Origin of the sequence: Oceaniferula marina (assembly GCF_013391475.1) — a bacterium.
GTDB lineage: Bacteria > Verrucomicrobiota > Verrucomicrobiia > Verrucomicrobiales > Akkermansiaceae > Oceaniferula > Oceaniferula marina.
Genome location: NZ_JACBAZ010000004.1, coordinates 23,289 through 46,357, shown reverse-complemented (window position 1 = coordinate 46,357; position 23,069 = coordinate 23,289). Strand labels below are relative to the sequence as shown.

The 23,069-nt window shown below is 51.0% G+C and carries 23 protein-coding genes and 3 tRNA genes; 16 read left to right on the top strand and 10 right to left on the bottom strand.

Features of this window, described 5'->3' with window-relative positions:
* Positions 1–31: 31 nt before the first annotated feature.
* Positions 32–107, top strand: a tRNA-Thr gene (locus tag HW115_RS10410).
* Positions 108–224: 117 nt separating this feature from the next.
* Here the strand turns inward: HW115_RS10410 and HW115_RS10405 are convergent.
* Positions 225–575, bottom strand: coding sequence for a hypothetical protein (locus HW115_RS10405; RefSeq protein ID WP_178932637.1), 351 nt, complete (start codon positions 573–575; stop codon positions 225–227).
* A gap of 152 nt (positions 576–727) precedes the next feature.
* Here HW115_RS10405 and HW115_RS10400 point away from each other — a divergent pair, with 152 nt between their 5' ends.
* Positions 728–1,486: a hypothetical protein gene (locus tag HW115_RS10400; protein ID WP_178932635.1), complete on the top strand. Its 759-nt coding sequence runs from the start codon at positions 728–730 to the stop codon at positions 1,484–1,486.
* 55 nt (positions 1,487–1,541) lie between these two features.
* Here the strand turns inward: HW115_RS10400 and HW115_RS10395 are convergent, their stop codons facing one another.
* The 6 genes from HW115_RS10395 to dnaB all read right to left on the bottom strand — a co-directional run bounded on the left by HW115_RS10395 (position 1,542) and on the right by dnaB (position 6,209).
* Positions 1,542–2,846 carry a type II toxin-antitoxin system HipA family toxin gene (locus HW115_RS10395; protein WP_178932633.1) on the bottom strand — a complete coding sequence of 435 codons (1,305 nt, stop codon included), beginning with the start codon at positions 2,844–2,846 and terminating at the stop codon, positions 1,542–1,544.
* The gene (locus tag HW115_RS10390; protein ID WP_178932631.1) at positions 2,843–3,193 is read right to left on the bottom strand and encodes a helix-turn-helix domain-containing protein; all 351 of its coding nucleotides are present in this window, start codon (positions 3,191–3,193) and stop codon (positions 2,843–2,845) included. Before HW115_RS10390 ends, HW115_RS10395 begins: the two co-directional genes overlap by 4 nt.
* Before the next feature lie 628 nt (positions 3,194–3,821).
* Positions 3,822–3,895: transfer RNA gene (locus tag HW115_RS10385), tRNA-Arg, on the bottom strand.
* A gap of 172 nt (positions 3,896–4,067) precedes the next feature.
* Positions 4,068–4,349, bottom strand: a complete 282-nt coding sequence (locus tag HW115_RS10380; RefSeq protein ID WP_178932629.1) for a CopG family antitoxin — start codon at positions 4,347–4,349, stop codon at positions 4,068–4,070.
* An 11-nt stretch (positions 4,350–4,360) separates the two neighbouring features.
* On the bottom strand, positions 4,361–4,639 hold the full coding sequence (locus tag HW115_RS10375; protein ID WP_178932627.1) for a BrnT family toxin: 279 nt from the start codon (positions 4,637–4,639) through the stop codon (positions 4,361–4,363).
* A gap of 100 nt (positions 4,640–4,739) precedes the next feature.
* Positions 4,740–6,209 (bottom strand): replicative DNA helicase, encoded by a 1,470-nt coding sequence (dnaB, locus tag HW115_RS10370; protein ID WP_178932625.1) that lies wholly within the window; start codon positions 6,207–6,209, stop codon positions 4,740–4,742.
* A 475-nt stretch (positions 6,210–6,684) separates the two neighbouring features.
* Between dnaB and trkA the strand changes: the two genes are divergently transcribed.
* On the top strand, positions 6,685–8,031 hold the full coding sequence (trkA, locus tag HW115_RS10365) for a Trk system potassium transporter TrkA (protein ID WP_178932623.1): 1,347 nt from the start codon (positions 6,685–6,687) through the stop codon (positions 8,029–8,031).
* A 16-nt stretch (positions 8,032–8,047) separates the two neighbouring features.
* Positions 8,048–9,529 carry a TrkH family potassium uptake protein gene (locus HW115_RS10360; protein WP_178932621.1) on the top strand — a complete coding sequence of 494 codons (1,482 nt, stop codon included), beginning with the start codon at positions 8,048–8,050 and terminating at the stop codon, positions 9,527–9,529.
* Positions 9,530–9,601: 72 nt separating this feature from the next.
* On the opposite strand, the gene HW115_RS10355 is transcribed toward HW115_RS10360, so the two are convergent.
* The gene (locus HW115_RS10355) at positions 9,602–10,156 is read right to left on the bottom strand and encodes a YqgE/AlgH family protein (protein WP_178932620.1); all 555 of its coding nucleotides are present in this window, start codon (positions 10,154–10,156) and stop codon (positions 9,602–9,604) included.
* Between the two features lie 415 nt (positions 10,157–10,571).
* Between HW115_RS10355 and HW115_RS10350 the strand changes: the two genes are divergently transcribed.
* From HW115_RS10350 to HW115_RS10325, 6 genes are all read left to right on the top strand, one after another.
* On the top strand, positions 10,572–11,474 hold the full coding sequence (locus HW115_RS10350) for a thioredoxin family protein (RefSeq protein ID WP_178932619.1): 903 nt from the start codon (positions 10,572–10,574) through the stop codon (positions 11,472–11,474).
* 183 nt (positions 11,475–11,657) lie between these two features.
* Positions 11,658–12,248, top strand: a complete 591-nt coding sequence (locus HW115_RS10345) for a TraR/DksA family transcriptional regulator (protein WP_178932618.1) — start codon at positions 11,658–11,660, stop codon at positions 12,246–12,248.
* 198 nt (positions 12,249–12,446) lie between these two features.
* Complete coding sequence (gene rpmG / locus HW115_RS10340; RefSeq protein ID WP_178932617.1) at positions 12,447–12,620, top strand: 50S ribosomal protein L33; 174 nt, start codon at positions 12,447–12,449, stop codon at positions 12,618–12,620.
* Positions 12,621–12,660: 40 nt separating this feature from the next.
* A complete protein-coding gene (gene rpsR / locus HW115_RS10335) occupies positions 12,661–12,912 on the top strand; it encodes a 30S ribosomal protein S18 (RefSeq protein ID WP_178932616.1) in 252 nt (83 codons plus the stop codon).
* Positions 12,913–13,023: 111 nt separating this feature from the next.
* Positions 13,024–13,812 carry a GTP cyclohydrolase FolE2 gene (gene folE2 / locus HW115_RS10330; RefSeq protein WP_178932615.1) on the top strand — a complete coding sequence of 263 codons (789 nt, stop codon included), beginning with the start codon at positions 13,024–13,026 and terminating at the stop codon, positions 13,810–13,812.
* A 14-nt stretch (positions 13,813–13,826) separates the two neighbouring features.
* Positions 13,827–14,147 (top strand): DUF3820 family protein, encoded by a 321-nt coding sequence (locus HW115_RS10325; RefSeq protein ID WP_178933356.1) that lies wholly within the window; start codon positions 13,827–13,829, stop codon positions 14,145–14,147.
* Between the two features lie 336 nt (positions 14,148–14,483).
* Here HW115_RS10325 and HW115_RS10320 read toward each other — a convergent pair whose 3' ends face one another.
* Positions 14,484–14,981, bottom strand: coding sequence for a Fur family transcriptional regulator (locus HW115_RS10320; RefSeq protein WP_178932614.1), 498 nt, complete (start codon positions 14,979–14,981; stop codon positions 14,484–14,486).
* An 86-nt stretch (positions 14,982–15,067) separates the two neighbouring features.
* On the opposite strand from HW115_RS10320, the gene HW115_RS10315 reads away from it, so the two are divergent.
* From HW115_RS10315 to HW115_RS10300, 4 genes are all read left to right on the top strand, one after another.
* Positions 15,068–15,571, top strand: coding sequence for a hypothetical protein (locus HW115_RS10315; RefSeq protein WP_178932612.1), 504 nt, complete (start codon positions 15,068–15,070; stop codon positions 15,569–15,571).
* A gap of 19 nt (positions 15,572–15,590) precedes the next feature.
* Complete coding sequence (locus HW115_RS10310) at positions 15,591–15,836, top strand: hypothetical protein (protein WP_178932610.1); 246 nt, start codon at positions 15,591–15,593, stop codon at positions 15,834–15,836.
* 81 nt (positions 15,837–15,917) lie between these two features.
* Positions 15,918–15,992, top strand: a tRNA-Thr gene (locus HW115_RS10305).
* Between the two features lie 250 nt (positions 15,993–16,242).
* Entirely contained in the window at positions 16,243–16,725 is a 483-nt protein-coding gene (locus HW115_RS10300) for a very short patch repair endonuclease (RefSeq protein WP_178932608.1), read from the top strand.
* Between the two features lie 833 nt (positions 16,726–17,558).
* On the opposite strand, the gene HW115_RS10295 is transcribed toward HW115_RS10300, so the two are convergent.
* Positions 17,559–20,708 carry a DUF3427 domain-containing protein gene (locus tag HW115_RS10295; protein ID WP_178932606.1) on the bottom strand — a complete coding sequence of 1,050 codons (3,150 nt, stop codon included), beginning with the start codon at positions 20,706–20,708 and terminating at the stop codon, positions 17,559–17,561.
* Positions 20,709–21,273: 565 nt separating this feature from the next.
* Here HW115_RS10295 and HW115_RS10290 point away from each other — a divergent pair.
* Positions 21,274–22,563: a hypothetical protein gene (locus HW115_RS10290; RefSeq protein WP_178932604.1), complete on the top strand. Its 1,290-nt coding sequence runs from the start codon at positions 21,274–21,276 to the stop codon at positions 22,561–22,563.
* A gap of 123 nt (positions 22,564–22,686) precedes the next feature.
* Positions 22,687–23,040, top strand: a complete 354-nt coding sequence (locus tag HW115_RS10285; protein ID WP_178932603.1) for a RidA family protein — start codon at positions 22,687–22,689, stop codon at positions 23,038–23,040.
* Positions 23,041–23,069: the final 29 nt, after the last annotated feature.

Below are 23,069 nucleotides of genomic sequence, written 5' to 3'. Positions count from 1 at the left end.
GCAGGCCAAAACAAAAACCCATCAAGAAAAAGCCGGTTTAGCTCAGTTGGTAGAGCAACTGATTTGTAATCAGTAGGTCGTCGGTTCGAATCCGTCAACCGGCTCCATTTCTTCAAGAAGCCCTCCCTAAAGGAGGGTTTTTTTGTGGGCGGGTGATGGATGAGAACGCAGTTCGAGCGCACCGCGTAGCGCCATGTGTCACGGATTTCATGTGCTCCAAGTTTCTAAATCAACCAACTGAGATCGTAGACCGAGTATGCGGTATAGAGCAGTATCAGAAAGAGCACTGAGAACAAACCCGTGCTAAGCCAAAAAGCACTTTTACCACCGCACATGATACAAAACCCGTGACCCATAAGAAAAATCACAGAACCGAGAATCATACCGAAAAAGACAAATACAAATACAACATCCTCCCATGATTCGTGCTCTCCCAGAATCGTGCACATGGAGGTGAAACATAAGGCGCTGAGTAGGTTGATCCACTGGACTACATCTGGCATATCTTCATCCCAAGACACGAGACGCCTCCTTGTCTGGTCGGGTCTCATGAGATCCTCGAATTTTTCATTCATAATGGTGCTGTGCTAAGCCGTCAGTTGTTGATCCGCTATTATAACAAATCGTAGATCTTGTAATTTGTTGCTGCCGTGAAGTATGAGCGGACGGCGCTTGCCCAGCGGATGTTGGTCTTGATGTTTGATTAGGTTAGGTTAGAAATGTATCCATGAAGCAGGTTGTTTTCTGTTTGTTTGCTTCTTTCGTCCTGATGGGGGCGTTAGTCGAGGGGGCGGGGAGTAATCTCAAGAAAAGCACTTCGATGTTGGATCATCTTGAGGTTTCTGGGGTTCCGAGGGAGTTCATGGGGTTGATTTCCAGTTATGTAGAGGTTTCCAGTAACGATGTCCCGTATCCTGGCCTAGAAGAGGAGAAACGGGAGGCTCAAACTATAATAGTAGATCAGATCATCAATGATTATCCGGATACGGCTGAGGGATACTTTCTGGAGGTGGTATCGACAAATGGGCACTCCTTATTACGCCGATATGCCTATAGTATCTTTTTCAAGACAGAGCTTAATAATGGCTTGATGCTAGATTATGCTAGGGAGGCTCTGCGAGCCAGGGACTGGGAAGCTGGCGTTCACCTCGATTACGATATTCGGAATCAGTTGCGGGTGCTGGTTGTTTATGGCGATGCGTCTGATGTGGGGCTGTGGAATCGTATCTGGGCTAGAATGGATGATCGTGAGCGTCATTCATTCAAGGGTTTCGGAGAAATGATCAAGAGAGGGGCTGCCGGCAAGAAGGCTCCTGAGAGGAAGCGAATGCTTGAGGAGTATGAGCGTGGATCGGGGGCTCGATCCAAGGGAGAAGAGCAGGGGCTTGTCGATTCATTCGGTGGAGCTTGGCCTATCGCTTGCCTGTTGATAGCTACTCTGGGGGCTGGCTATCTGATATACGCCAAGGTAAGAAAGGGAGTTTGAATGCTCTGCTTTATGATATTCTGCACCTATTGATGATGCGCTCCTCGGGGGGGTATCAGAATGAATCAAGGCGTAGATTACCGTGTATTTCATCGCGTTGATCAGGGCGAACCCCTGCTTCATCGGCATAGTCTCGCCATTTAGATACAACTGTCTGAATGTCAGTAAGCATGGACTTTGCTTCTCCCTGTTTCAGGCGGGCAAGTTGACCGCAAGACTCAAAATCGCGCATTGCGAAGTTGTCTCGTTTTTGGTTCAGGGTCATTTGATGTGCCGATGTCCAGTCACCTGCCGGGTTATAGCTGTAGGTGACATCGAATGCAGGAGACAGAGACCAATGGCCTTGTCTGTCCATGAGAAAAGCGATGTTCTTGACGTGATCATCTTGATTTCTAGCTACGATATTGAAGACCATACGTCGAAATTGTTGTTCGATGGCATCGGGGCCTAGCTTGAGCTCCTGAATAGCCATTATTGCCTGCTCATACCCATAAGCACCAGCCATGTTGAAGTCGAAGTGAGCAAGTGCGGCCAATGATTGCATATGGAGCTTGGCCCCCTTGTCTGTCCGGTCAAATCGCTTCGTCATGAAGTGGCGTCTTCCGTTTTCCTCAAACAACCGACAAGGCGTCATGGATATTCCGGCATCCTTTGCCATGCTGTAGTAAGCGTATTCAATCGCTCCAAAGCCTTCCGGATCTGCCAGTTCCTTATCGCGGTTGCTTTTGACTCCGTCAAACTTCATAAGCCAGTACTCATAGCCCGGATCGGCAGTGACTTGTCCCGATCTCACTTCGTTGGTTTGTGGGTTCCAGGCGATGAGGGCCTTGGCTCTTGCCCCGCCAGCTGATGTGCCTACACGTAGAATTTCTCGGACAGCTTGGTCTTTTTTGCGATCCGCAAACACGGTAGAGAGTGATGATCGGTGGGATAGAATTTCTGAAGCGAGCTCAACCAGTCGGCCTACATGGATTTGTGTTTTGCTCGGTCTGCCCAGCGGTTTTGCGGGTTTGAATTCCAGTGCTCCCATTCCTCTTGTTCCGATGTAGCATAGTCGCTCCACTGCGTTGAACGTTTCCGGTTTTCGACCCATGGTTGCCAACCAGATATCAATGATAGCGTTGCCGAATTTGTCGGGTAATGAGTCTGCCAATAATCCTGGAAGTCCATGAAAAGACCCGAATGGAAGTTCTGGAAAACGGTAGACGCGTGATGCTAAGGGGAGGCTAAGAGGTGCGATTTCGATGCCGCTGCGGAGGAAGTCGCGGTCATACTCAAAATCGGCAATTTCCTGATTTTCTTCAAGGTTGAGGTAGCCGACGTCCGTCCCCCAAAGTCTGACGATTGCCTGTGTGCTCATGCCTCATCTCCCCATTTCCAGTTTTTCATTGTGGTACGATTCGTTTTTTTCTTCGACGCTCTTTTCGGAGGATTGTCTCGCTGTTTGACGGCGTGCAGCGGGCGGGTGCCGGGTTCAGGAAGTAAGAGCTCTAACTTTTCGAACAGGTCGAGTTCACGAAAGATGCGGAACAAGGTGCGGGTCTGGGTTGTCTCTCCAGCCTCAAGCCTCTCGAGGGTTCGTTTTCCCACACCCGCTCGTCGGGCCAGATCTGCCTGAGTCAAATTCATGTCGATGCGGAGCCTGGCCAGCCTTCGCCCTAACTCTTGCAGAGTGGCAGCGTCATGATGTAACTCTTGAAATTTCATGCCTTTATCATGGTTGGTTTAATATCATTTGCAAGTCGTAATATAAGACGAATTTTCAGTTTTTATTTATTTTATTCGTAATATATGACGAATTAATTATTCATGATAAATGATGGAAGAGGTGTGTTTTGTTTTGATTGAATTCGTATTTTATGACGAATTAACTGCTATAATTCAACTTATTCGTTATTTATGACGATTTAAATGTTGTTTTATTCGTCAGCCAATTTTCAATTGGTTTTGGCTCAGAGCTTTAGCGGCTATTGGTTGTTGTCGGGTCGTCAACCTTGTTTCCCCTCCTTTCATAAGTCGTTTTTTAATTCGCAACTCGGACTTGAGGTGACGTTGAGACGTGTTGGGAAGGGCTTCCTAGAAACTGGTGTAAGTCTTCTGGATGTATTTTCGGGGAGATGCGTGATACACGCGCTACGTGTGCGCACGAACCATGGTTCTCATCCTGTCGTGCTTTTTAAAAAAGCACGCCCGACAGGATTGACCTGGCTCCGCTGCAGTCTGTGCGGGGATGCAGAAATCCTCCTCCGGATTTCTGATGGATGGAAAATGCGTGATGCACGCACTGCGTGTGCGCTCGAACCATGGTTCTCATCCTGTCGTGCTTTTAAGGAAGCACGCCCGACAGGATTCGAACCTGTGACCTACGGATTAGAAATCCGGTGCTCTATCCAACTGAGCTACGGGCGCTTTGAAAAATGGTGGGCACGGTTTCCGTGCGGCGCGGATGTAAAAGAGAGTCGCGATTTCGTCAAGTCAGGAATCTTTGATCGAGACGTGGTCCTTTGGTCCGGTTCTGTGCTTGTGAGCATCAGGCCTGTTAAAGGGGGCATTGTGTGACCTCGATTCCCGGACGGCAGGGTCAGCCGTTGGGGAGGTTTTTGTTTTCCTCCTCGATGCGTTCTGCCAGCCATTGTTTCATCATCGATTGGTAGTTGAGGAAACGTGAGCGGGCCAGGCGTTTGATGCGGGCCAGCATGCGGGGGTCGAAGCGCAGGGTGATGGTGGTGGACTCGCGGGAGTCCGGCTTGTGGGTGGAGCTGACCATGAGTTTCGGGTCGAGCTCGTGGTCCATCCAGTAGGTGGCCTCCTCAGCTTCGGATTCAAAGGTGGGAATGTCTTTCCAAGAACTAACGGTATTCATGTTGGGATGGATTAGTTGATTTCGCCGTAGTTGCGCTGGTAGAAACGGATTTCGGCATCGGTCATGTCCCGAGCGGCAATGATGCGGGCCGTTTTACCGTTGGTCCAGAAGGCGAGAAAAAGGTGTCGGTCTTGAACCGTGCGCCCAAGGGTGTAGTAGCGGGCCTCTCCATCTTCGCGTTCCAAGTCGGGAAGGAAGCGTATGGCAAAGGGATCTTCGAGGATTTCCTCCAACTCGCGGGGAGTGGTGGCCTTGAGATCGAGGGAAGAGTCTGTGAGATCAAGTTCCATAAAAATGATGGCTAGAGCGTGGCTGGCCGATTAAATCACAGCTGAAATGATTTGAACACGGTTTTTTTACATCTTGAGGCACGGCTTTTCAGGCGGGATGTTACTCTCCTTCGAGTTCGCCGTCGCGCCACTCACGAGTTTCGAAACGCATGATTTCTTTGATGAAGCTGAGAGGGACGTCACCAGTCGGGCCGTTCCGGTTTTTGGCAATCACGAGGACGGCTTCGCCGTCGCGCTCGTTGCGGTCGGCTTCGTTGTCGGCATAATAGGCTGAGCGGTAGAGCAGGCCAACCATGTCGGCGTCCTGCTCGATGGATCCGGATTCACGGAGGTCGGACATACGGGGTTTGCCACCTCCGCCGGTTGTTCCGACCCGGCCTTCCGGTCCCCGGTTGAGCTGGGCAAGCACGATGACCGGGATTTCGAGTTCTTTGGCGAGGGCTTTGAGTCCGGCTGAGATCTCAGCCACCTCCCGTTCCCGTGAATTCTGGGCCTGTTTGGAGTTCGAACGCATCAGCTGGAGGTAATCGATGGCGATGACCTGGATATCGGCCTCTTTTTTCTTCCGTCTGGCCTTGGCCCGAAGTTCGTTGATGGAGATCGAGGGGGTATCATCGATGAAGAGTTTACAGTCCTTGATGGTTTCCGCTGCCTTTTTGACGTTGAGTAGGTCGGCTTTGGATGGGTTGAATCCTTTGGTGATGTTGGATTTGGCAAAGCGGGCCCGGGCGTAGAGTAAACGCTCGACGAGCTGGGCGGAGCTCATTTCCAGAGAGAAGACCATGGCGGGGTTTCCTTGGTCGAGGCAGATGTGCTCGACCAGGTTCATGGCGAAGGAGGTTTTTCCCATCGAGGGGCGGGCTGCGATAATGAACATTTCACCGGCTTTCAGGCCGCTGGACATCTCGTCGATCTTTATGTAGCCGGTGGATAATCCGTTGCCTTGTCCTCGGCCTGAGATTAGGTCTTCGAAGGTTTCGAGCACTTGTTTGACCGTAATTTCCATCGAGAGCCCTTCTTGCTTTTCCGCGCCTTCCCGGATTGCCAGCACCTGCTGTTCCACGTTGTCGAGCAGGGATTCGACTTCTTCCTGTTCTTCGTATGCTCGGGAGATGGCTTCGGTGCAGTGGCTGATGATCGAGCGCAGCACGTACTTGTCTTTGACGATCTCGAGGTGGTGGGAGAAGTGGGCGTGGGTGGGGGCGTAGGTGTAGATTTCCGTGATGGCGGCGGGGCCTCCGACCGCGGTCATCAGGTCTCGGTCCATCAGTGTCTGGGACAGGGAGACGAGCTCGATGGGGAGGCTTTTTTCGAAAAACTCCAGCATCACACGAAACAGGGATCCGTGGGCGGGTAGGTAGAAGTGCTCCTCGGTGAGCTTGTTTTCAATCGCTTGGGCGATGTATTCCTGAGGATCCTGGAACATCGAGGACAGCAGGCTTTTTTCCGGTCCGATTGCATGCGGCAGGGCCCGGGCGGCACTTTGATGTTCCTCGTTTTCAGGAGCTTTCTGAAGTGCGGGGCCTTCCTTTTTTTGTTTTTTGAATGGTTCTGCTGTCTGGGTAGCCATGGGTGCAGCCCCTTGTAACGGAAAATCCGGCAAGGTCAATCTGGGGAATGTAAGAAATGAATGGGAATAAGTTGGGGAGAAGTTTGAAGTGGAAATCCGGAGCTATTGGACATTTTTGTGAATAAACTATGAGTAAGATATGAATAACTTTACATGCGATGGAATCAATCGCTTTTTTTTAGGTTGAAAATGCGAGCCTGCTGAGTCTGAACAAGTCGTGAGTAAGTTGTGAATAAGTTGAAAATTGAGGGGCTAGAGAGGCCGGAATGGTCGTCGATGGGGCAGCGAGGTGGAGGAAGATTTCGTGGATGTAGACGGGGTTGTTTTCTTGGTGTGGAGTCGATGCATTGCTTTGGGTAATAGGACGAGTGTGGTGGTGCGGTGAGTCTGTATGGGGTGCTGGGGGGGCGGTGTGATCATCCTTGCAATTTATGCTAGAGGGTGGCAAAACGGCTCTGCGGCCGAGGCTGCACGTATGAATATTATCATTGTAGGAGCTGGAGAAATTGGACGCCATCTGGCTCTGTCCTTGTCTCGTGAAGCACATAGTATTGTGGTGATTGAGCGGGATTCACAGGTGGCAGCGGAGCTTGAACAACAGATCGATGCCCGGGTGCTGACCGGCTCTGGATCGGGAGCAACGCTTTTGGTGGAAGCCGGCGTGGCGGAGTGTGATTTGTTTCTGGCATTGACCAGTGACACGCCGGTGAACCTGATGGCGGCATCCATGGCGAAAAAGCTGGATGCTAAGAAAGTGATTGCCCGGGTGCATCCGGGCCTACAGCGGGAAGAATGGCTTTTTGATTACCGTGGGCATTTCGGGGTGGATCATACCTTTAGCTCGGAGCGATTGACGGCGATTGAGCTTTCCAAGTTTATCCGGAACCCGAACTCCCTGCTCGTCGAGGAGGTTGCGCGCGGTCGGATTGAGTTGCAGCAGGTTCGTATCGGTCAGCGCAGTGACGCGGTAGGAAAGCGCTTGGTCGAGCTCAAAGCTCCTGAGCGGACCCGGGTGGCATCGATCACCCGTGGCGGTGAGCATTTTGTGCCGACGGCCAGCGATTCGTTGCAGGCGGGTGATGTGGTTACGATTTTTGGCGACCCGAATAAGCTGAGGAAGTTGGCTCAGCGGCTTCAGAAAGGTGAGGGGTCCCAGGATGCCTTGCGGGTGGTGATTTTTGGTGGTGGTGAGTATGGGTTTTCCTTGGCCCAGATGCTGGAGAGCTTCCAGTGCAAGGTGAGAATCCTCGAGCGGGACCCTGAGCGAGCCGAGGAGCTGACCGGTTTGTTATCCAACACCACGGTGATCAATGTGGATGGAACGGTGCTGTCTGAGCTGGAAGAGGAACAGGTCGGAGATGCTGACTTTTTTGTGGCAGCTTGTGGTAGTGACGAGGATAACGTGATGTCGTGTTTACAGGCGCATGATTTGGGAACCAAAAACTGTCTGACTCTGATTCACCGGGCGGACTACGCCAAGGCGATCAGCGGCAGCGGCCGTCATTTCGGGGTTTTGGCTGCAGTGAGTCCGCGTGATGCGGCTCGGAGAGAAATTGAACGCTTCCTGACCTCTGATAATTTCCATACGGTGAAAAAAATGGGAGCCGGTGAGGTGATCGAAACTCAGGTGACCAGTGGGTCTCTGGCCGCAGAACATATGGTGTCCGAGGTCGAGTGGCCCGAGGGCTGTATTCTGGTCGCCCGCATGCGGGGGTTACATGCCACCGTTCCCGGACCGGATGATGTGCTGCACCCTGGAGACACGATCTATGCGATGGTGGCTCCGAAGGTGCGGAAGAAATTCCTGAAATTAGTGCGTTGATGCGCGGATCAGAGAGATGAATTTTCGTATTTTAGGTCGGTTTCTAGGTGCCTTGCTCTTGCTGGAAAGCATTGCCATGGCGGCGTGTGGTTTGTTTGCCTGGATTGACTCGTTGTCGCATGATGATGACCCCTATCCCTTGTTCCTAGCGGCGATGATTACCGCTGCGGGAGGTGCGATGCTGATGTTGGGGGGGATTGTGAAGATTGATCGTATTCCTCGGCGTGAGGGGATTGTGGTGGTTGGTCTCGGCTGGGTGTTGTGCGGGGTGTTCGGAAGTTTGCCTTACATGCTCGGTGATCCCAGCCTGCCGCCAGCAGATGCCTTGTTTGAGTCTGTTTCGGGGTTTACGACTACCGGATCGACGGTGATGACGGATATTGCTTCCTGGCCGCGGGGGATCTTGATGTGGCGATCTGTCACACAGTGGATGGGAGGGATGGGGATTCTGGTCTTGTTCGTTGCCATTCTTTCTTATTTGGGAATGGGGTCAAAGTCCCTGTTTCGCAATGAATCTTCGTTTCAAACTGGTGAGGCAACAACGGCGAGGATTCGCGACACAGCGATGACGCTATGGTATATCTATGTCTGTATTACGGCAGTCTGCGCGGTGGGGCTCAAACTCATGGGCCTGACGACATACAATGCGATCAGCCATGCCTTTACGGTGGTTTCGACCGGTGGGTTCAGTCCGCATAATGCGAGTATTGCCCACTATTCGCACTGGACGAACGGGTGGTTGATTGAGTTGTGGCTGAGCTTGTTTATGGTGATCTGCAGTATCAGCTTCCTATTCTGGGTGGTGCTGCTTCGCAAGCGGTGGAAGCGTCTCAAGGATGACGAGGAGGGTTTGTTTTTTATCGTCCTTTGTTTTGCTTCAGCGGTGGTGATCGGTAGTGGGGTGGCTGCTTCCCAAGGAATGCATCCTTTGACGGCTCTTCGGCACTCCTGGTTTACGGTGACATCCATTGCCTCGACGACGGGTTACGGAACCGTGGATTATGCCTCCTGGCCGGGGTTTGCACTTATCCTGCTGGCTGGGTTGATGTTGCTAGGTGGCTGTTCGGGGTCGACGGCCGGTGGCTTAAAGGTTAGTCGCCTGATCGTGTTTCTCAAAACGGCCCGGTTTGAGATTGTGAAAGCATTCCGTCCGAATCGGATTTTCCGGATGCATGTCAATGGCAATGCCTTGGGGGCGAATGACCGGGCTCAGACGATGGTATTTGTTTCCCTCTACGCTTTTATTATATTGATCTCGTGTTTTTTGGTGGCCTTGGTTGAGGCGTCGAACGAGATGGACATGATCACCGCTTTTGGTGCCGTAGTGGCTACCTTGGCCAATATTGGTCCCGGGTTTGGAGAGGTGGGGCCTGCGGAGAACTTTGGCCATTTACTGCCGGTGACCAAGGTTTTTCTCTCCCTGCTGATGATCCTAGGACGTCTGGAGCTTTATGCGATGCTGGTGTTGTTTATGCCTTCGGTTTGGAAGCGTTATTAAGAGGTTGCTTTTGTCCTGAAGGGCGGGCAACCCGGCATGAGGTGGGCTCAAGAAGTTTCTAGCCCGGGGGGGCTAGTTGGAGAAAATATCGTCAGGGGCTTCCGCCAGAATCTGGTGGTAGGGGGAGATGCCTCGCAGGAGGCGGCCCCAGAGGTTTTTATCATGGTCCAGTGAAAGCAGTTCCTGATTGGCGTTGGTCGAAATCCAGGAATTGTGGCGCAGTTCGTTTTCGAGTTGTCCAGATGACCAGCCGGAGTAGCCGGCGAATGCCCGAATCAGGGTTCCGGGTTGCTGTGAGCGTTTGATGGCTTCACTGGCCGGGATCCTGGTTTTGAGTCTGACCTGCTTCTGAGTGGAGGTGAATGCGGCAAAGGTGAGGTGCTCCTGACCAATCGGCCCTCCGAGGTAGACCCGGATGTTATTCAGCTCTTGAAATTCGTTTGAGGGGAGGAGATCACCCACGGTTTGTTCGGTGGGGTGATTCAGGATCAAGCCGTAAGCTCCATCTTCGAGATTGTGCTCGGAAAGAAAGACCACACTCTTGTGGAAGATGCCATCACGCAGCGATGGGTCGGCGAGTAAAAGCTGACCATCCAGTTGAATCGGGCTGTCTGGGGCGTTGGACATTGTCGTGTGGGATTGCGGATTGAGCAGTGACGGATTTGCTCCTTGAGAGATACGTTGGGATCGAGAACGCTGCCACAAGAAAGTGATGTTTTTTTAGCCCGAGACCCGCTCCGGGGGCATTGCCGCCTACATCGTTTGGGTCCGACCATTTAACTGGGGGGGATGGTTTCTACACCTGTGAGCATAGGGCAGGGGGCTGACGTCGCTTTCTGATTTCTGTATTCTGAAAATGCACAGCGCTTCCTGCTGCCCGTCATTCCGTCATCTTCTCTATTCATGGTTGGTGGGTTCCTTTTCGATATCTGGTGCTTGGGTGGATTTTGTTCGTATTGAGTTGGTGAGTCTCTTCGGTTTTGCATAGACGGCGTGGAAATTGCGGATTGCCAAGGTCTGTTCTCCTTGGCATTCTTTCTTTATGTGCTGGCGCTTTTGTCTGAGTCTACTGCTTGCCTGTTTGGTGGTTTCTTGCTCTTCCACAGCTCCCGAGGATGACCCCTTGGCGGGTTTGGATGCCTATAAACAAGCTGGTGGTAAAGTTCGGGGGCATGACGTATTACCAGTTGGTGCTGACGTAAACGTTTCTGTGTCTGCTGCCGGAGTAGTATCGGATGATGATATTGTTTGGGCTCCGGAAGATGATTCGGTTCCTATGCCCGGCGGTTTGGAGGAGCTGTGGAAAAAGCCGGAAAACAAGTCTTGGCACGAGAGTTACGTGGAAGCCAGTAAGCAATCTCGTCATACCGGGCAGCCCTTGTTGATCTGGTTTACCGACACCCAGCACAGTCCATTGTGTCGCAAGCTGAGCAATGAATTATTCTCCCATGGGGATTTTGATGGTTGGGCTTCGATGAGTGTGGTCCGATTGCGGGTGGACAGTTCGATCCCCTCGAAAGAACGGGGGAGGGACATTGGGGTGCGCAAGCTTAAGTACATTGAGAACCTTAAAAAACGTTACAAGGTCAAAGGTCACCCAACGGTCTTGATCCTATCTCCGAGGGGGGCTGTGGAAGCCAGATACCGTGGTTTCAAACCAGGATATGCCGATTACTACTGGGGCCGAATGAAGGGGGATGTCAATAAAGCCGCCGACGACTACGGTGCCTGGAGAGAAAAATTGGAAAAAAAAGGCTACCGGATGTGGACCAGTCGGGATGGTCGCAAAACCTTTGCCAAATTATACCGCTTTCAGCCGGGGAAAGTTACCTTGATCGATCCCGATGGTAACCGCGGGTCCACCTCTTTCCGCAAGCTGTCCGATCAGGATCAGTCGTGGGTTATGTTAGAGAAGAAGAAGTATGAGGCTCGCAAAAAGCACTGAGCTTCAAAGGGTCCTGAATGAGGCCAGGGGCTGGGCTGAGTATTGGGCGTCGATAAATCTTGGAATTTTCGCTTGCAGTCGGAGTCGATAACGATTAGCGATTGCCGCCCTTCAACGTGGATAACGACTGTTGCCGGGTATCCATCCCCTCTGGAATAATGATCATTCCATTCTCTCAAAACCATGGCTGCTAAGAAAAAAACAACTGAAAAAACGACATCTCCCGCTAAAAAAGCTGCGAAAAAAACCGTGAAAAAGGCTGCAGCCAAAAAGACAGCGAAAAAAACCGTAGCTAAAAAAGCTGCGGCTAAGAAGACTGAGGCCAAGCCTGCTGAACCCGTCAAGCCTGTCGAACTCAAGGGATTTGCCAAAAAGCAGCATCAGCGCTTGCTTGACCTGCGTGATGGATTGCTTGATGCCATGTATGGGGTGACCCATGACACATTGAAGAACACGGACGGCATGGAAACCGGAGCGGGAGGACAACACACCGGTGATGCTGGTAGTGATTCCTATGACCGTGATTTTGCCCTGAATCTGCTCGCCAAGGAGCAGGATGCTCTGAATGAGATCGAGCAGGCGATCGACCGCTGTAACCGTGGAGTCTACGGAGTCTGTGAAATGTCCGGTGAAAAGATCCCGAAAGAGCGCCTGGAGGCTATTCCTTTTGCCCGTTTTACCGTGCAATGCCAGATGAAATGGGAGCAGGAGAACAACCAGAGCGCCCAGAGCACACGTTCGGATTTCACATTTTCAAGCGGAGCCATGCGCTAAATGAGGAGAAAAATCGCAATTCCTCAGATTCTCTGCTTGACCAACGCCCCAAAATGCGTAGTTTGCGCGTCCCCGCCTTCTGCGAGGGCTAAAGCCGAGTGATCCGTTCGGTTTTTTCCAGAGATGGCCAGGCGCTGAACCGCCTGCCACTTGAACGCCTCACAGCTATTTATCCAGACACTTTACCACTACAGAACCATGCCACGCGACATTATCATTCTCGAATGCACGGAAGCCAAGGCTGAAGGAAAGCCGACTTCCCGCTACACGTCTACCCGTAACAAGAAGAGCCTGAACACACCGGGCCGCTTGGAGAAGGTTAAATACAACCCTTTCCTGCGTCGTCGCACTCTGCACCGCGAGCTTCGATAGTCCGTTTGCTCTGATTCAATTATTTACCCAATCATTTATCATGTCCTCGATATCTACTCCAAAGAACAAGGAACGTCGTATTGCTTACTGGAAGGCAAACCGTCCGATGCCACACCGTCGTCACGACATTCCTGAAGCTGAGATCAACTACAAGAACTTTGAGCTTTTGAAGCAGTTCACCACCGAGACCGGGAAGATCCTTCCTCGTCGTGTGACCGGCGTATCTGCCAAGCTTCACCGTAAGATCACCCGTGAGATCAAACGCGCCCGCGCTTGCAACCTCATCGGTTAATTTGTAGGTGAAGTGATCTAGATCATTTTCAAGCCTGTCCGATGATTCCGGGCAGGCTTTTTTTGTCGAATCATTTTTAAAGAGAAGGCGAACGAGAGAGCTGGAAAGACCATGCAGGAGCTAAAGGATACACAGAACGAGTTTGATGATCGGAATATCGCGATTGATCGCGTGGGCGTGAAGGCGCTGCGATTTCCTCTGGAGGTTCGCAATAAAGACGGCAGCACGCAGCGCACCATCGCAACAACGGCCTTGGCTGTGGATTTGCCCCACCATTTCAAGGGCACGCACATGAGTCGCTTTGTCGAGGTGCTGAATTCACACGGAAACTGCCTCGATGTCAGGGAAATCACCGCAATCCCAAATGAATTGCTGGGTAGGCTGGATGCGCGTAAGGCGCATGTGGAATTCCGCTTTCCCTTTTTCCGGACTAAGGAGGCCCCGGTTACCCGTATGCCCGGGGTTATGGACTATGAAGTCGTTTTTGAAATTGAGGTTGATGTTGAAGGAAGTGCGGATTTCGCCCTGACGGTGGAAGTCCCGGTTGCGACGCTCTGCCCATGTTCGAAGGCGATTAGTGAATATGGTGCGCATAACCAGCGGGGGAAGGTGACGTACACGGTGCGTTCAAAGGACCCGATCTGGATTGAAGATCTGATTGACCTCGTGGAGGCATCGGCAAGCTGTGAACTCTACAGTCTTCTGAAACGCCCTGATGAGAAGGCCGTGACAGAGCGGGCGTATGAAAATCCGGTCTTTGTCGAGGATCTGGTTCGTAACATTGCCGCTCGTTCTGATGCCCAGGAGAATATCACCTGGTATCGTGTAGAGGCTGAGAATTTTGAGTCGATTCATAATCACAACGCTTACGCAGTGATTGAAAAGGCAAGCAATGCGTAAGGCGCTTAGTGGTGATGGAGTTTTCCGACGGTGAACGTGAAGACTTCCGTGAGCTGCTGGAGGAAATCGGCAAGGTGTCGATGCCCTTTGGCCGTTTTGGCCCCGGGGAGTTTCCACCGCGTGGCATCCCGATCATGGATTTGCCTATAGAATACCTGCAGTGGTTCTCTGAGCGTGGCTTTCCCAATGGACGTTTGGGAGAGCTGATGCAGACAGCATGGGAAATTAAATCCGTTGGGATGGATTCCGTATTTGATCCTCTGAGGGGCGCACAGGGTGGGCGCCGTTCCGTGCGTAAACGAAAAAATCGCAGAGGTGATAGCGAACGGTTTTAAACGTAATACCAAGTAGTAAAACAGACGGGACGATAGCCGAGATGAATGAGTTCTTTGGTAAGGCGCGACGAAGGAATGGTGCGGGCACCATGACTAAGGAGAAACAAAGCCAAAGGAGTCATTCATCCGGAACTCTCATGGATCACGCAGTGCTTTTCCAAATATCTCAACAACGATCAATCGTCTCGTCTGTTTTGCGGAGTGGTATAACGCCATTTGAACGGCTATTTTGGAGGAGCGGCTTCCAAGATGTTTGAGGTGAAAGGGTGCCAGTTGGGCAGGGGAGGTGCCAGTTGAGCAAGGGGTCGCAAGACAGCCGCATGGCGGTGATGCCCTCTACCGGTGTTTTGGCAGGCGCTTGCCTTGGATGCGGGCTTCGATCAGGTTGTCGCAGCGCCCGTGGAGGCGTAATGCTTCGCAGCAGGCCTCAATTTTGAGCGATTGCTTGGAGGCTCGGAACCCGAGTCGACGAGCGGCGCAGTCGTTGAGCAGGCGGATGTTGTCGTCTTCAAACTCGATCACCTTACCACAATCGATACAGACCAGATGGTTGTGTGCCGGGCTGTCGATAAAGTTGGGGTCGTAGGTTTTCTGATCGTCCCCGAGGTCGATTTCATGCAGGAGTCCAGCCTCGACCAAGAGTGAGATGGTGCGGTAGACCGTCGCCCTTGATGATTTTGACTGGGTTTTTCGGATGCGGTCCCACAGTTCATCCGCGGTAAAATGTTCGTCCGAGGAAAAGATGGCTTCCACGATGGCGTCGCGTTGGGGGGTATTGCGCAGCCCTTTGGTTTGAATAAATTGTTGGAGACGGGTGGCGACGGTGGAATCCATGCGAAAGATGATAGACAAATTCTCTGCAGATGGCGATTTGGAAATTTCGATATTGGTTTTTTTGTGAATCAGCTTTAACTGGGCGTGTGCGTAAGTTGAGTAATACTTTTAAGGTTTTGGCTGTCGGGGCGTTTGTCCTGAGCTCATGCTCAAACCAAGAACCGGACCTGTTGACGGTCAGACATTTTCATTTGCAGGATGTGGATCCTGTGGACGATAAGTCGGAGATGGCCAGAGGTGATCAGCTTTATCGGTTGAGAGGCGCAGTGACGATGGAGGAGCGCAAAGCCCGTTTGGGGCATTATTACACCGTCAGTTGGCAGAACGACCAGGTGGGTGGTGGCGATCTCGAAGTCGTGATGGATTATCAGCAAGCCGCTACCGCATCCAAGATCATCCGCATGAGTCGGACGGTTCCGGGTGAGGAGGAGTCGGGCAGGGTGGAGTTTAAAATCGCCGGTGAGGATTACCGTGTTGGTGGTCGGGTCTTGGCTTGGCGGGTGCAACTGCGTCGGGGTGCGAAGGTTCTGGCTGAGGAGCACTCGTATTTGTGGAAAGATCAGGCTGATTCCGGTAGGCAAGAGGGGTGAAACGGGCTATAAGAACGGCATGCAAAAACATCAGTGGCGTGAAGATTCTGAAGATGGCCAGGTGCTGTTCCGGGCGACATATCATGCAGGATGCTGGAGTTTGGCGTCCCAGTTGAAAGGTGACGAGGGGTGGAGTCGCTATGACCCCATTCCCCGTGAGTTGCTGGAAAAATTACGTCAGGTGATTTGGAACAAGTACCAGCGTGGCCGCTGTCCGCACAAACTGGTGACCAAAATTGATAAGATGCTTGAATCCGAGGATTGAGCGATCTTGGGCTTGCCTCATACATTTTCTGTGCTAAATACATGGCCGCGCGCCGTCAAACCAGGCTCGCATCCTTTTAAGGCCACTGTAGCTCAGGGGTAGAGCAATTCACTCGTAATGAATAGGTCGCCGGTTCAATTCCGGCCAGTGGCTCCATCCTCCATTCCATAAGGGATTGGGGGCTTTTTTATGCTTATTTTGAGTCTGTTTGCTTGGAGTGTGTGACCAAAAACTAGACCAAAAATGCCGATATTTATGATGTAAGCTCAGCGCTTGCTTCAAGATTGAAATGAAGGTGCTCGAAATAGTGATGTGCCGTATGATGAGACATTGTGGTGTTATGTGAAGGTGCTTCGGTGAGCCATGTTCAGCTTGGATAATATTGGCTATGGTCTAGGGTGGTGGTGTGACTGATGTTTTCACAAAGGAGAAGCGTAGCTGGGTGATGTCTCGGATACGTGGCAAGGATACCAAGCCGGAGATGCTTGTGCGATCAATACTGCATAGCTTGGGGTATCGGTTTACGGTCAATGCTCAGAATAACAAACGGCTGCCTGGAAAACCTGACATCGTGTTGCCGAAGTGGAAGACCTTGGTTTTTGTGCACGGCTGCTTTTGGCATGCGCATGAAGGGTGTGCTGCTTTTCGGCTGCCAAAGACTCGGACCGAGTGGTGGAGGGAGAAGCTGGGGAAGAATCAAGTGCGCGACAAGGCCAATGTCCATGATCTCCGGAAGCAGGGGTGGAATGTCGTGGTTGTGTGGGAATGTGAGCTATCCAATGTGGCCAAGATCGAGGCTCTCACAGCACGGTTGCCCTACCTGATCGAGCGTCGGTCGATGGAGTATCACTTTGCCGCCGAGGAGGATGTGGAATATGGGCTGGCGTGAGAGGGGCTCTTTACCTCGGAAAACACTGAATACACGGAAGAGAGGAACTGAGTCAGCGTGAGCGGTTACACTGCAGGTTGATTGTTGAGGATTTCACTCCAGGGGCAGGAGACTGCCATGTATTTCGAGCCGGATCTGTGTTTGCGGTGCACAGAGTCTAGAGACAATGGCGTAATATTGGCGTGCTCGGCAAATTCAAAAAGAAGGTAGTGGGCGACTGAGCTGGGTTTGAATTTTCCAGGTTCAAGTTTCCAGCTGATTCCGGATTCTTTTTACTGGGTCTTGGCAAGAGGCGGTAGCCTACGGAGATAATAACGTCCACATTCTAGAGCCCTGAGGATCATGTTACCTCTCGATCGTCCTCATTTTGAACTGTTGTATATTGTGCAACAGTTGAGATTTCTTCGAGTGCACCTTCTGAAAATATCTCTTTAGTGTGCTGGTATGTAGTAATTCTGAGTTTCCAGCTTCTTTGAGTCGCATGGTCAGCCATGGGAAAATTTTTGAGCAGGTATTCATGTAGGCGTTTGGTGGCTCAGATCACGCTGGGATCACACTCGGTAGCCGACGCAAATAATGACGTTCAGGTTGTAGAGTCTGACGGGTTTACATTGTTTTTTCCTTCAGTGGCTCTGTGGGGAGTGGTGTGTCGGGAATCTCGACATGCCACTAGCTACTGAAATTCGGAAATTCCGAATTACTGGATGCTGCTAGCTTCTTGGAGCGCTACTTCGGCGCAGTTGTTGTAAAATTTGCAACAACTGGAATCTACACTGATTCTGTTTCCGCGCATAGATGTTTGGAGTGATGGTCCGTGATGTCAGGGCGCTATTTTAAGCAATCCCTGCAGCCAGCTTGGCCTCATGAAAAAATGAATGTGTGACTGGATGGTTGAGTTCCCATACCATTTCGATGGGGCGATCGCTTTTCGCGCTGATAAATTGCGCTGGGCCAAGGTAGGTAAATGGGCTGGTGAGTCTTCCTTCGGACTTGCGGAGGCGAGCGAAGAAGAGAACCGTGTAGCCTCGTTCTTGATGATGGATGTAGTTTTGTCCCGTTGGTGTTGCTTGGCTGGTATTTGACTGGCTTTCCCAATGGAGTTTGCTGCGAGAGCTGAGGTAGTCGCGATACATGGTGCTTTCGGAGAATAGTTTTTCGTTTTTTTCAAAAGTGACAAAGTGGAGATAGAGCTTGAGTTCTTTGACTGGGATGACGCCTGTTCCTGCAGGGCCTGATGATTCTAGACTGGCTTTGCCGAATGCCGATGAAACCTCACGCATGGTATATTGCCCATGGAGTTCGAGCGGGCTGGGGAAGGGAAGTGAAACTTGAACTCGCGTGGTTTGATTGCTTCGGGCATATTCGAGAATTTCTAAGAGGTCGCTTGTGTATCTTTTGTTTTCTTTGAGTAGGCGAAATGCCTCAAAGTAGCTGGTGAATCCGGTCACCTTACTGGGTTTGTTCCAGAGCAGGTAATATGCGGATGGTGTGTATGGATTTTTGACGAGCTCTTGAAGCTGGGCGGTTGATGCATAGAGTAAGTCATGCAGGTGTTGTAGGTAGCGCGGAGAGGTGATCATGCTGGCGCGTGCGAGTGAATGAAGCTCGGGAGCCCGACCGTTGCATTCCGGTATTGTTTGGAATTGAGACGCCTCCTTCCAGTCGCTCCATGATTTACGGGTAAGAATTTCCGTTGGTATTTCTTCGCTACGATGAATGAACTCTTTAAAACTAGGTGCTTGATTCCCTTTCCATTCGGAAAATGCTTCGTCGACTCTGATGTCTGGGTTGTTATAGGTTCGGCGAATATTCCTGATGACACGCTCTTTAGCGGTTCGCTCAAACTGAATGGAGCAACCTGCGGGGAGATGGGGAAATCCCACATCGATTTCTTTGGTGAGATCGTTTCGTTTCCCTGGTAGGAGCGCTTTGAGTCTGAGGTCGTATCGGAACTCTTTGCGCTCTTTTCCTATGAAGTCCAATATGGTGACCTGTTCTTTATCTTTACTATGACGGAGGCCACGGCCGAATTGTTGAAGGTAGATAACATGGCTCTCAGTCGGGCGTAGAAATAGCAGGCAATTAACGGACGGGATATCAACGCCTTCGTTGAATAAGTCTACGGTGAAGACGAAGTTGATTGCCCCAGACTTAAGGTCATTTCTAGCTGAGCGCCGCACATCAGCTGGTGTGTTTGAGTCAAGGGCTGTTGCTCGTATTCCTGCTGCGTTGAAACGGTCTGCCATGAAGTGTGCGTGATCTTGTGAAACACAAAATCCTAGGCCTTTGACATGAAGGTGATCAAATGTATCAGGATCGAGCGGGGATGGTAAATACTCGATGATTTTTTTGATGATGAGGCTGACTCTCAGATCGTCTCCCGTTAGAAGGTTGTTAAGTTCTGTCTGGTCATATTTTCCACGCTTCCATGATAGTGATGAGAAATCCACGTTGTCGCTCACGGCATAGTAATGGAACGGACAAAGAAGTTTCTTTTCCAGTGCATCAGGAAGTCGGATTTCTGAAGCTAAGGGGGAATCGAAATTTTCCGCGATAGTGGAGCCGTCGGTTCGTTCAGGGGTAGCCGTTAGTCCTAGAAGGATTTTGGGGTTGAGGCTGCGTAGAATATTTTGGTAGCTGGCGGCTTTGCCGTGATGCGCTTCGTCGAGAATGACGATGTCCCAATAGTTGGGACCAAATTCAGTGATTAAGCTCCGTGAGTTAAAACTAGGGACTGAGCAGAAGAGGTGGTCGTGTTTTGCCGGTTGCCGTCCATCGTAGAGCGAATCTCCAAAATCGCCATCGATGAGAACTTGGCGAAATGAATCTTGTGCTTGTTCTAGAATTTCTTTGCGGTGGGCTAGAAATAAAAGTTTGGGCCTTTGCTTACCCTCCTCACAGAGCCTTAGGTAATCAAAGGCAGCGATCATGGTCTTCCCTGTGCCTGTCGCCGCGACGACAAGATTTCTGAACTGGTCTCTTTGGGTTCGGGCTTCTTCGAGTTCATCGAGCACAATAGATTGGTGCTCGAAAGGTCTCAGTGTGAAGGTCGTAAGCTTTGTGGTTGTATTAGCTGTGGGGTATTTTTCGCGCCGAGTCGCCTCGACAAGATATTCAAAATCATCATTGTGGTAGGCTTTGAACGATGGGGATTCCCAGTAACTCTCGAATTGTGCTTCACAGCGACGGAAGAGGTCGGGCAGCTCCTGCATCGGGAGCTTCACTGTCCATTCCAGACCGCTCGTCATCGCCGCATGTGAGATGTTTGCCGAACCAATATAGGCACATGAAAGGCCACTATTTCTATGAATGAAATAGGCTTTGGCGTGCAGGCGTGAATGCTTGGTGTCGTAGCTAACCTTTATCTCGGTGTTGGCTAGGCTTTTGAGTTTATGGATTGCGGCTGGATCTGAGGCCCCGAGATACGTCGTGGTGATGATACGTAGTTTTCCTCCACGCTGAGTGAATTTTTCGAGGGCGGGGTAGAGCAGGTTGATTCCTGCGGTTTTAATAAATGAAACAAGCATGTCGACTCGATCAGCACTTTCTAATTCAAGTTCGAGTTCTTTGCCGAGTTGGGGGCTGCCAGAGGAGCCGGTGAAGAGCGAAGGGGAGGCAAGTGGTGTGGATGGGCGAACTATTGATTTTGTGTCAGGCTCAGATATTTCAGTGAGTAAATTCTTTTCCTCATCCATGTAATGCTGATCACTGAGGAAATCCAATGATTCGTCGTATTCGCTAATGGTTTGAAGAATTCGATTTGCCAGTTCGTAGCGTTCCCGCTCGTTGTTTTTCGCCTTACCTACGATATGAAGTGAGCGTTTGATGTGCTCAGCTAGGGAGCGGGTCAAATAGTCCGCCGTAAGCGCTTTGTCGGGCGTTTCAAGACGAGCAATACGGTGCTTCTGATCTAGAGCTTTTAATTTCTGACTCAGCTCATCTGTGAGTAGGTTCTCGTAAATACCTTCGTTTAGCTTTTCCATCTTTTCTGTATCTTGACTAACACGACCGCTGATTCAATGCTTAACATGCGGTATACATCAGAAGTTGATCTGCAGCAGTTAGCCAGGTCAGCTTCTCGTGCCTGATCATTGAGGAGTTTGCCGCACGGCCAAGCACGTCGAGCTTGCGCTCGACTTCCCGGAGTAGCAGAAGTCCACCTTACGAGCTGATGTCTACCCCTCTGAAATCAACGGAAACTTTACGGCTTTGGCAGCTTGCAAATTCAAGCTCGGTCTGCTCACATTTTGTCGTCGAGCGAATGGTTATGTTTTATGATTTAAGCACCTTATAACAAGTGGCTGATAACAATCGCGTGACTCTTTTTATGAAATATCCGGGGCAGGCGTTGAGGCCGGCTCTTCGCTGGGCAAATGGCATTGATGTTTTCTGGAGGTTTTAAGTTGTCAGACCGGTTCTCTATTTGAGTTAATCAAGGTGATGGCCATCTATCGTATGATTCAACGTTTTCTGCACCAGAGAGAGAAGCGAGAGCCGCATGGAGAGATACTACCGCAAGTTAGGCTCCTAGATCCGCACGAGTTCAGTATGGAGGAGCTCTGGAATGATTTTGATCGGCGGACATGTGAATACGGCGATATTCAGGCTCCATTGTCGAAAGAGGCTCGGCGATTGTTGAATTGGGTGGGATCGGTCGATTATTCCGGTCGCACACGTGAGAAGTGTCTTCGTGAGTTGATTGAGAACTTTGAGCCAGGGGACGAGAACCGGATTTTGCTTCGATTGTCCGATTGGGTCCCTCAGCTCCAGGCAATTGCAAGGGCGTGGATTCTCGAACATTTCCACGAGATGTCGATGGATGCGGTTTTTGCTAACCAGCGCTTGATCCTCTATTTGTCGCGGAAACAACGGCTCATGCAGGATCCGGGCTTACGTGCGATGATTCGCAATCTGTTGGAAAGATGTGATTCGATGCCACGTTCCCGCTTTTTCGAATTTGAGGGGATGTTTCGAAGGCTTCTGTTTCTGCAGTCGATACATTCCAACGGCGGACTTCGTCATTGGATCTTGGATGACCCGGAGCCGTTTAACCGGCTGCAGCTTTTGAACTGGTTTGAGGTCGGTGATCTTGCAGAAAGCGAAAAAGAGAGATTGGCTGGTGATGGCTCTATTTTTGTTCGCCGACGTTATTATTATACTCTGGTTCGCTCTGGAACAGAGCCTGAGCGGAGTGAGTTGCTCGCTCTGGCGGTGGATACCAACAAAAGCTTGCGGGAATTCGGGCAGTATTACCTCAAGAAGTTTTACCAGGAGGATGCGTATGCCCTGTACAAGGCCAGCGAGGGGGAGCGGTTTTATTATATCGCCGATTATGCCCGTAGTGAGGACTCGGAATATTTTCTGGATGGGGTGAAGCTGGGCGCTAAGCAGATTCAATTGAATTGTTTGAGAGCTCTGGCATTTAGTGCGGAAGAGCGGATGATCGAGCTTGACCTGCCGGTATTGCTTGCGCAAAACCGGAAGATCAGAGCTGTGATTATTCCTGTGCTTCCACGGATCATGTCGGCGGATGAAATTGTGAAATTGCGCGAAGTTTTCGACAGCGCTTCAGAGCACGGGATCATCAGCTTTTTGCGTATACTCGAAAAGAAATCGTTCTGGGCGTTTGTCGATGTTGGCTTGGATGAACTATTAAAGGCTCCGTCTGAGCTCTTGAGAGACTTCATACGACAAACGGTGCGAAGCAAGGTTTCTATCTGTGAATCTCTTCCGCCAAAAAGACGCGGAGGTATTCAGGATAAAATCCAGACACTGCGAAGGGTGGATGCTGAGGAGAATGCTGAATTGATTCGGATCCTTGAGTTTATCATGGGATGAGACGATGCCTTCTAAGCAAGGCCAGATTAACCTGTGACACCCACCCCAATCTATTCCCTGGCTTGTCTGACACTGCAGGAGTTTGCGCTTTCCTCCTGAGGCTATAGAGGCTAACTCGTGGGTATGAGTATTCAGCGACAGGAAACCAAGCAGCGTATGAGCCGTATCGTCATTCACAACGACACCGTTTATTTATGCGGGCAGGTTTGTAAAGACGCGACCCAGGGGATTGCTGAGCAGACAGAGACGATGCTTGAAAAAGTGGATGACTTACTGCTGCAGGCGGGATCTGACCGTGAGCATATGTTATCGGCTACCGTTTATGTGCGGGATATGAAGGATTTTGCAGCCATGAATGAGGTTTGGGATGCTTGGGTACCGGAAGGGCATGCTCCAGCGCGGGCTTGTGTGGAAGCGCGAATGGCCCGGCCTGAGCTGCTTGTGGAGGTCTCCGTGATTGCCGCTGTCAAAAAGTAGCGCCCATCAGTGGGAGCGGGCTAAAGCTC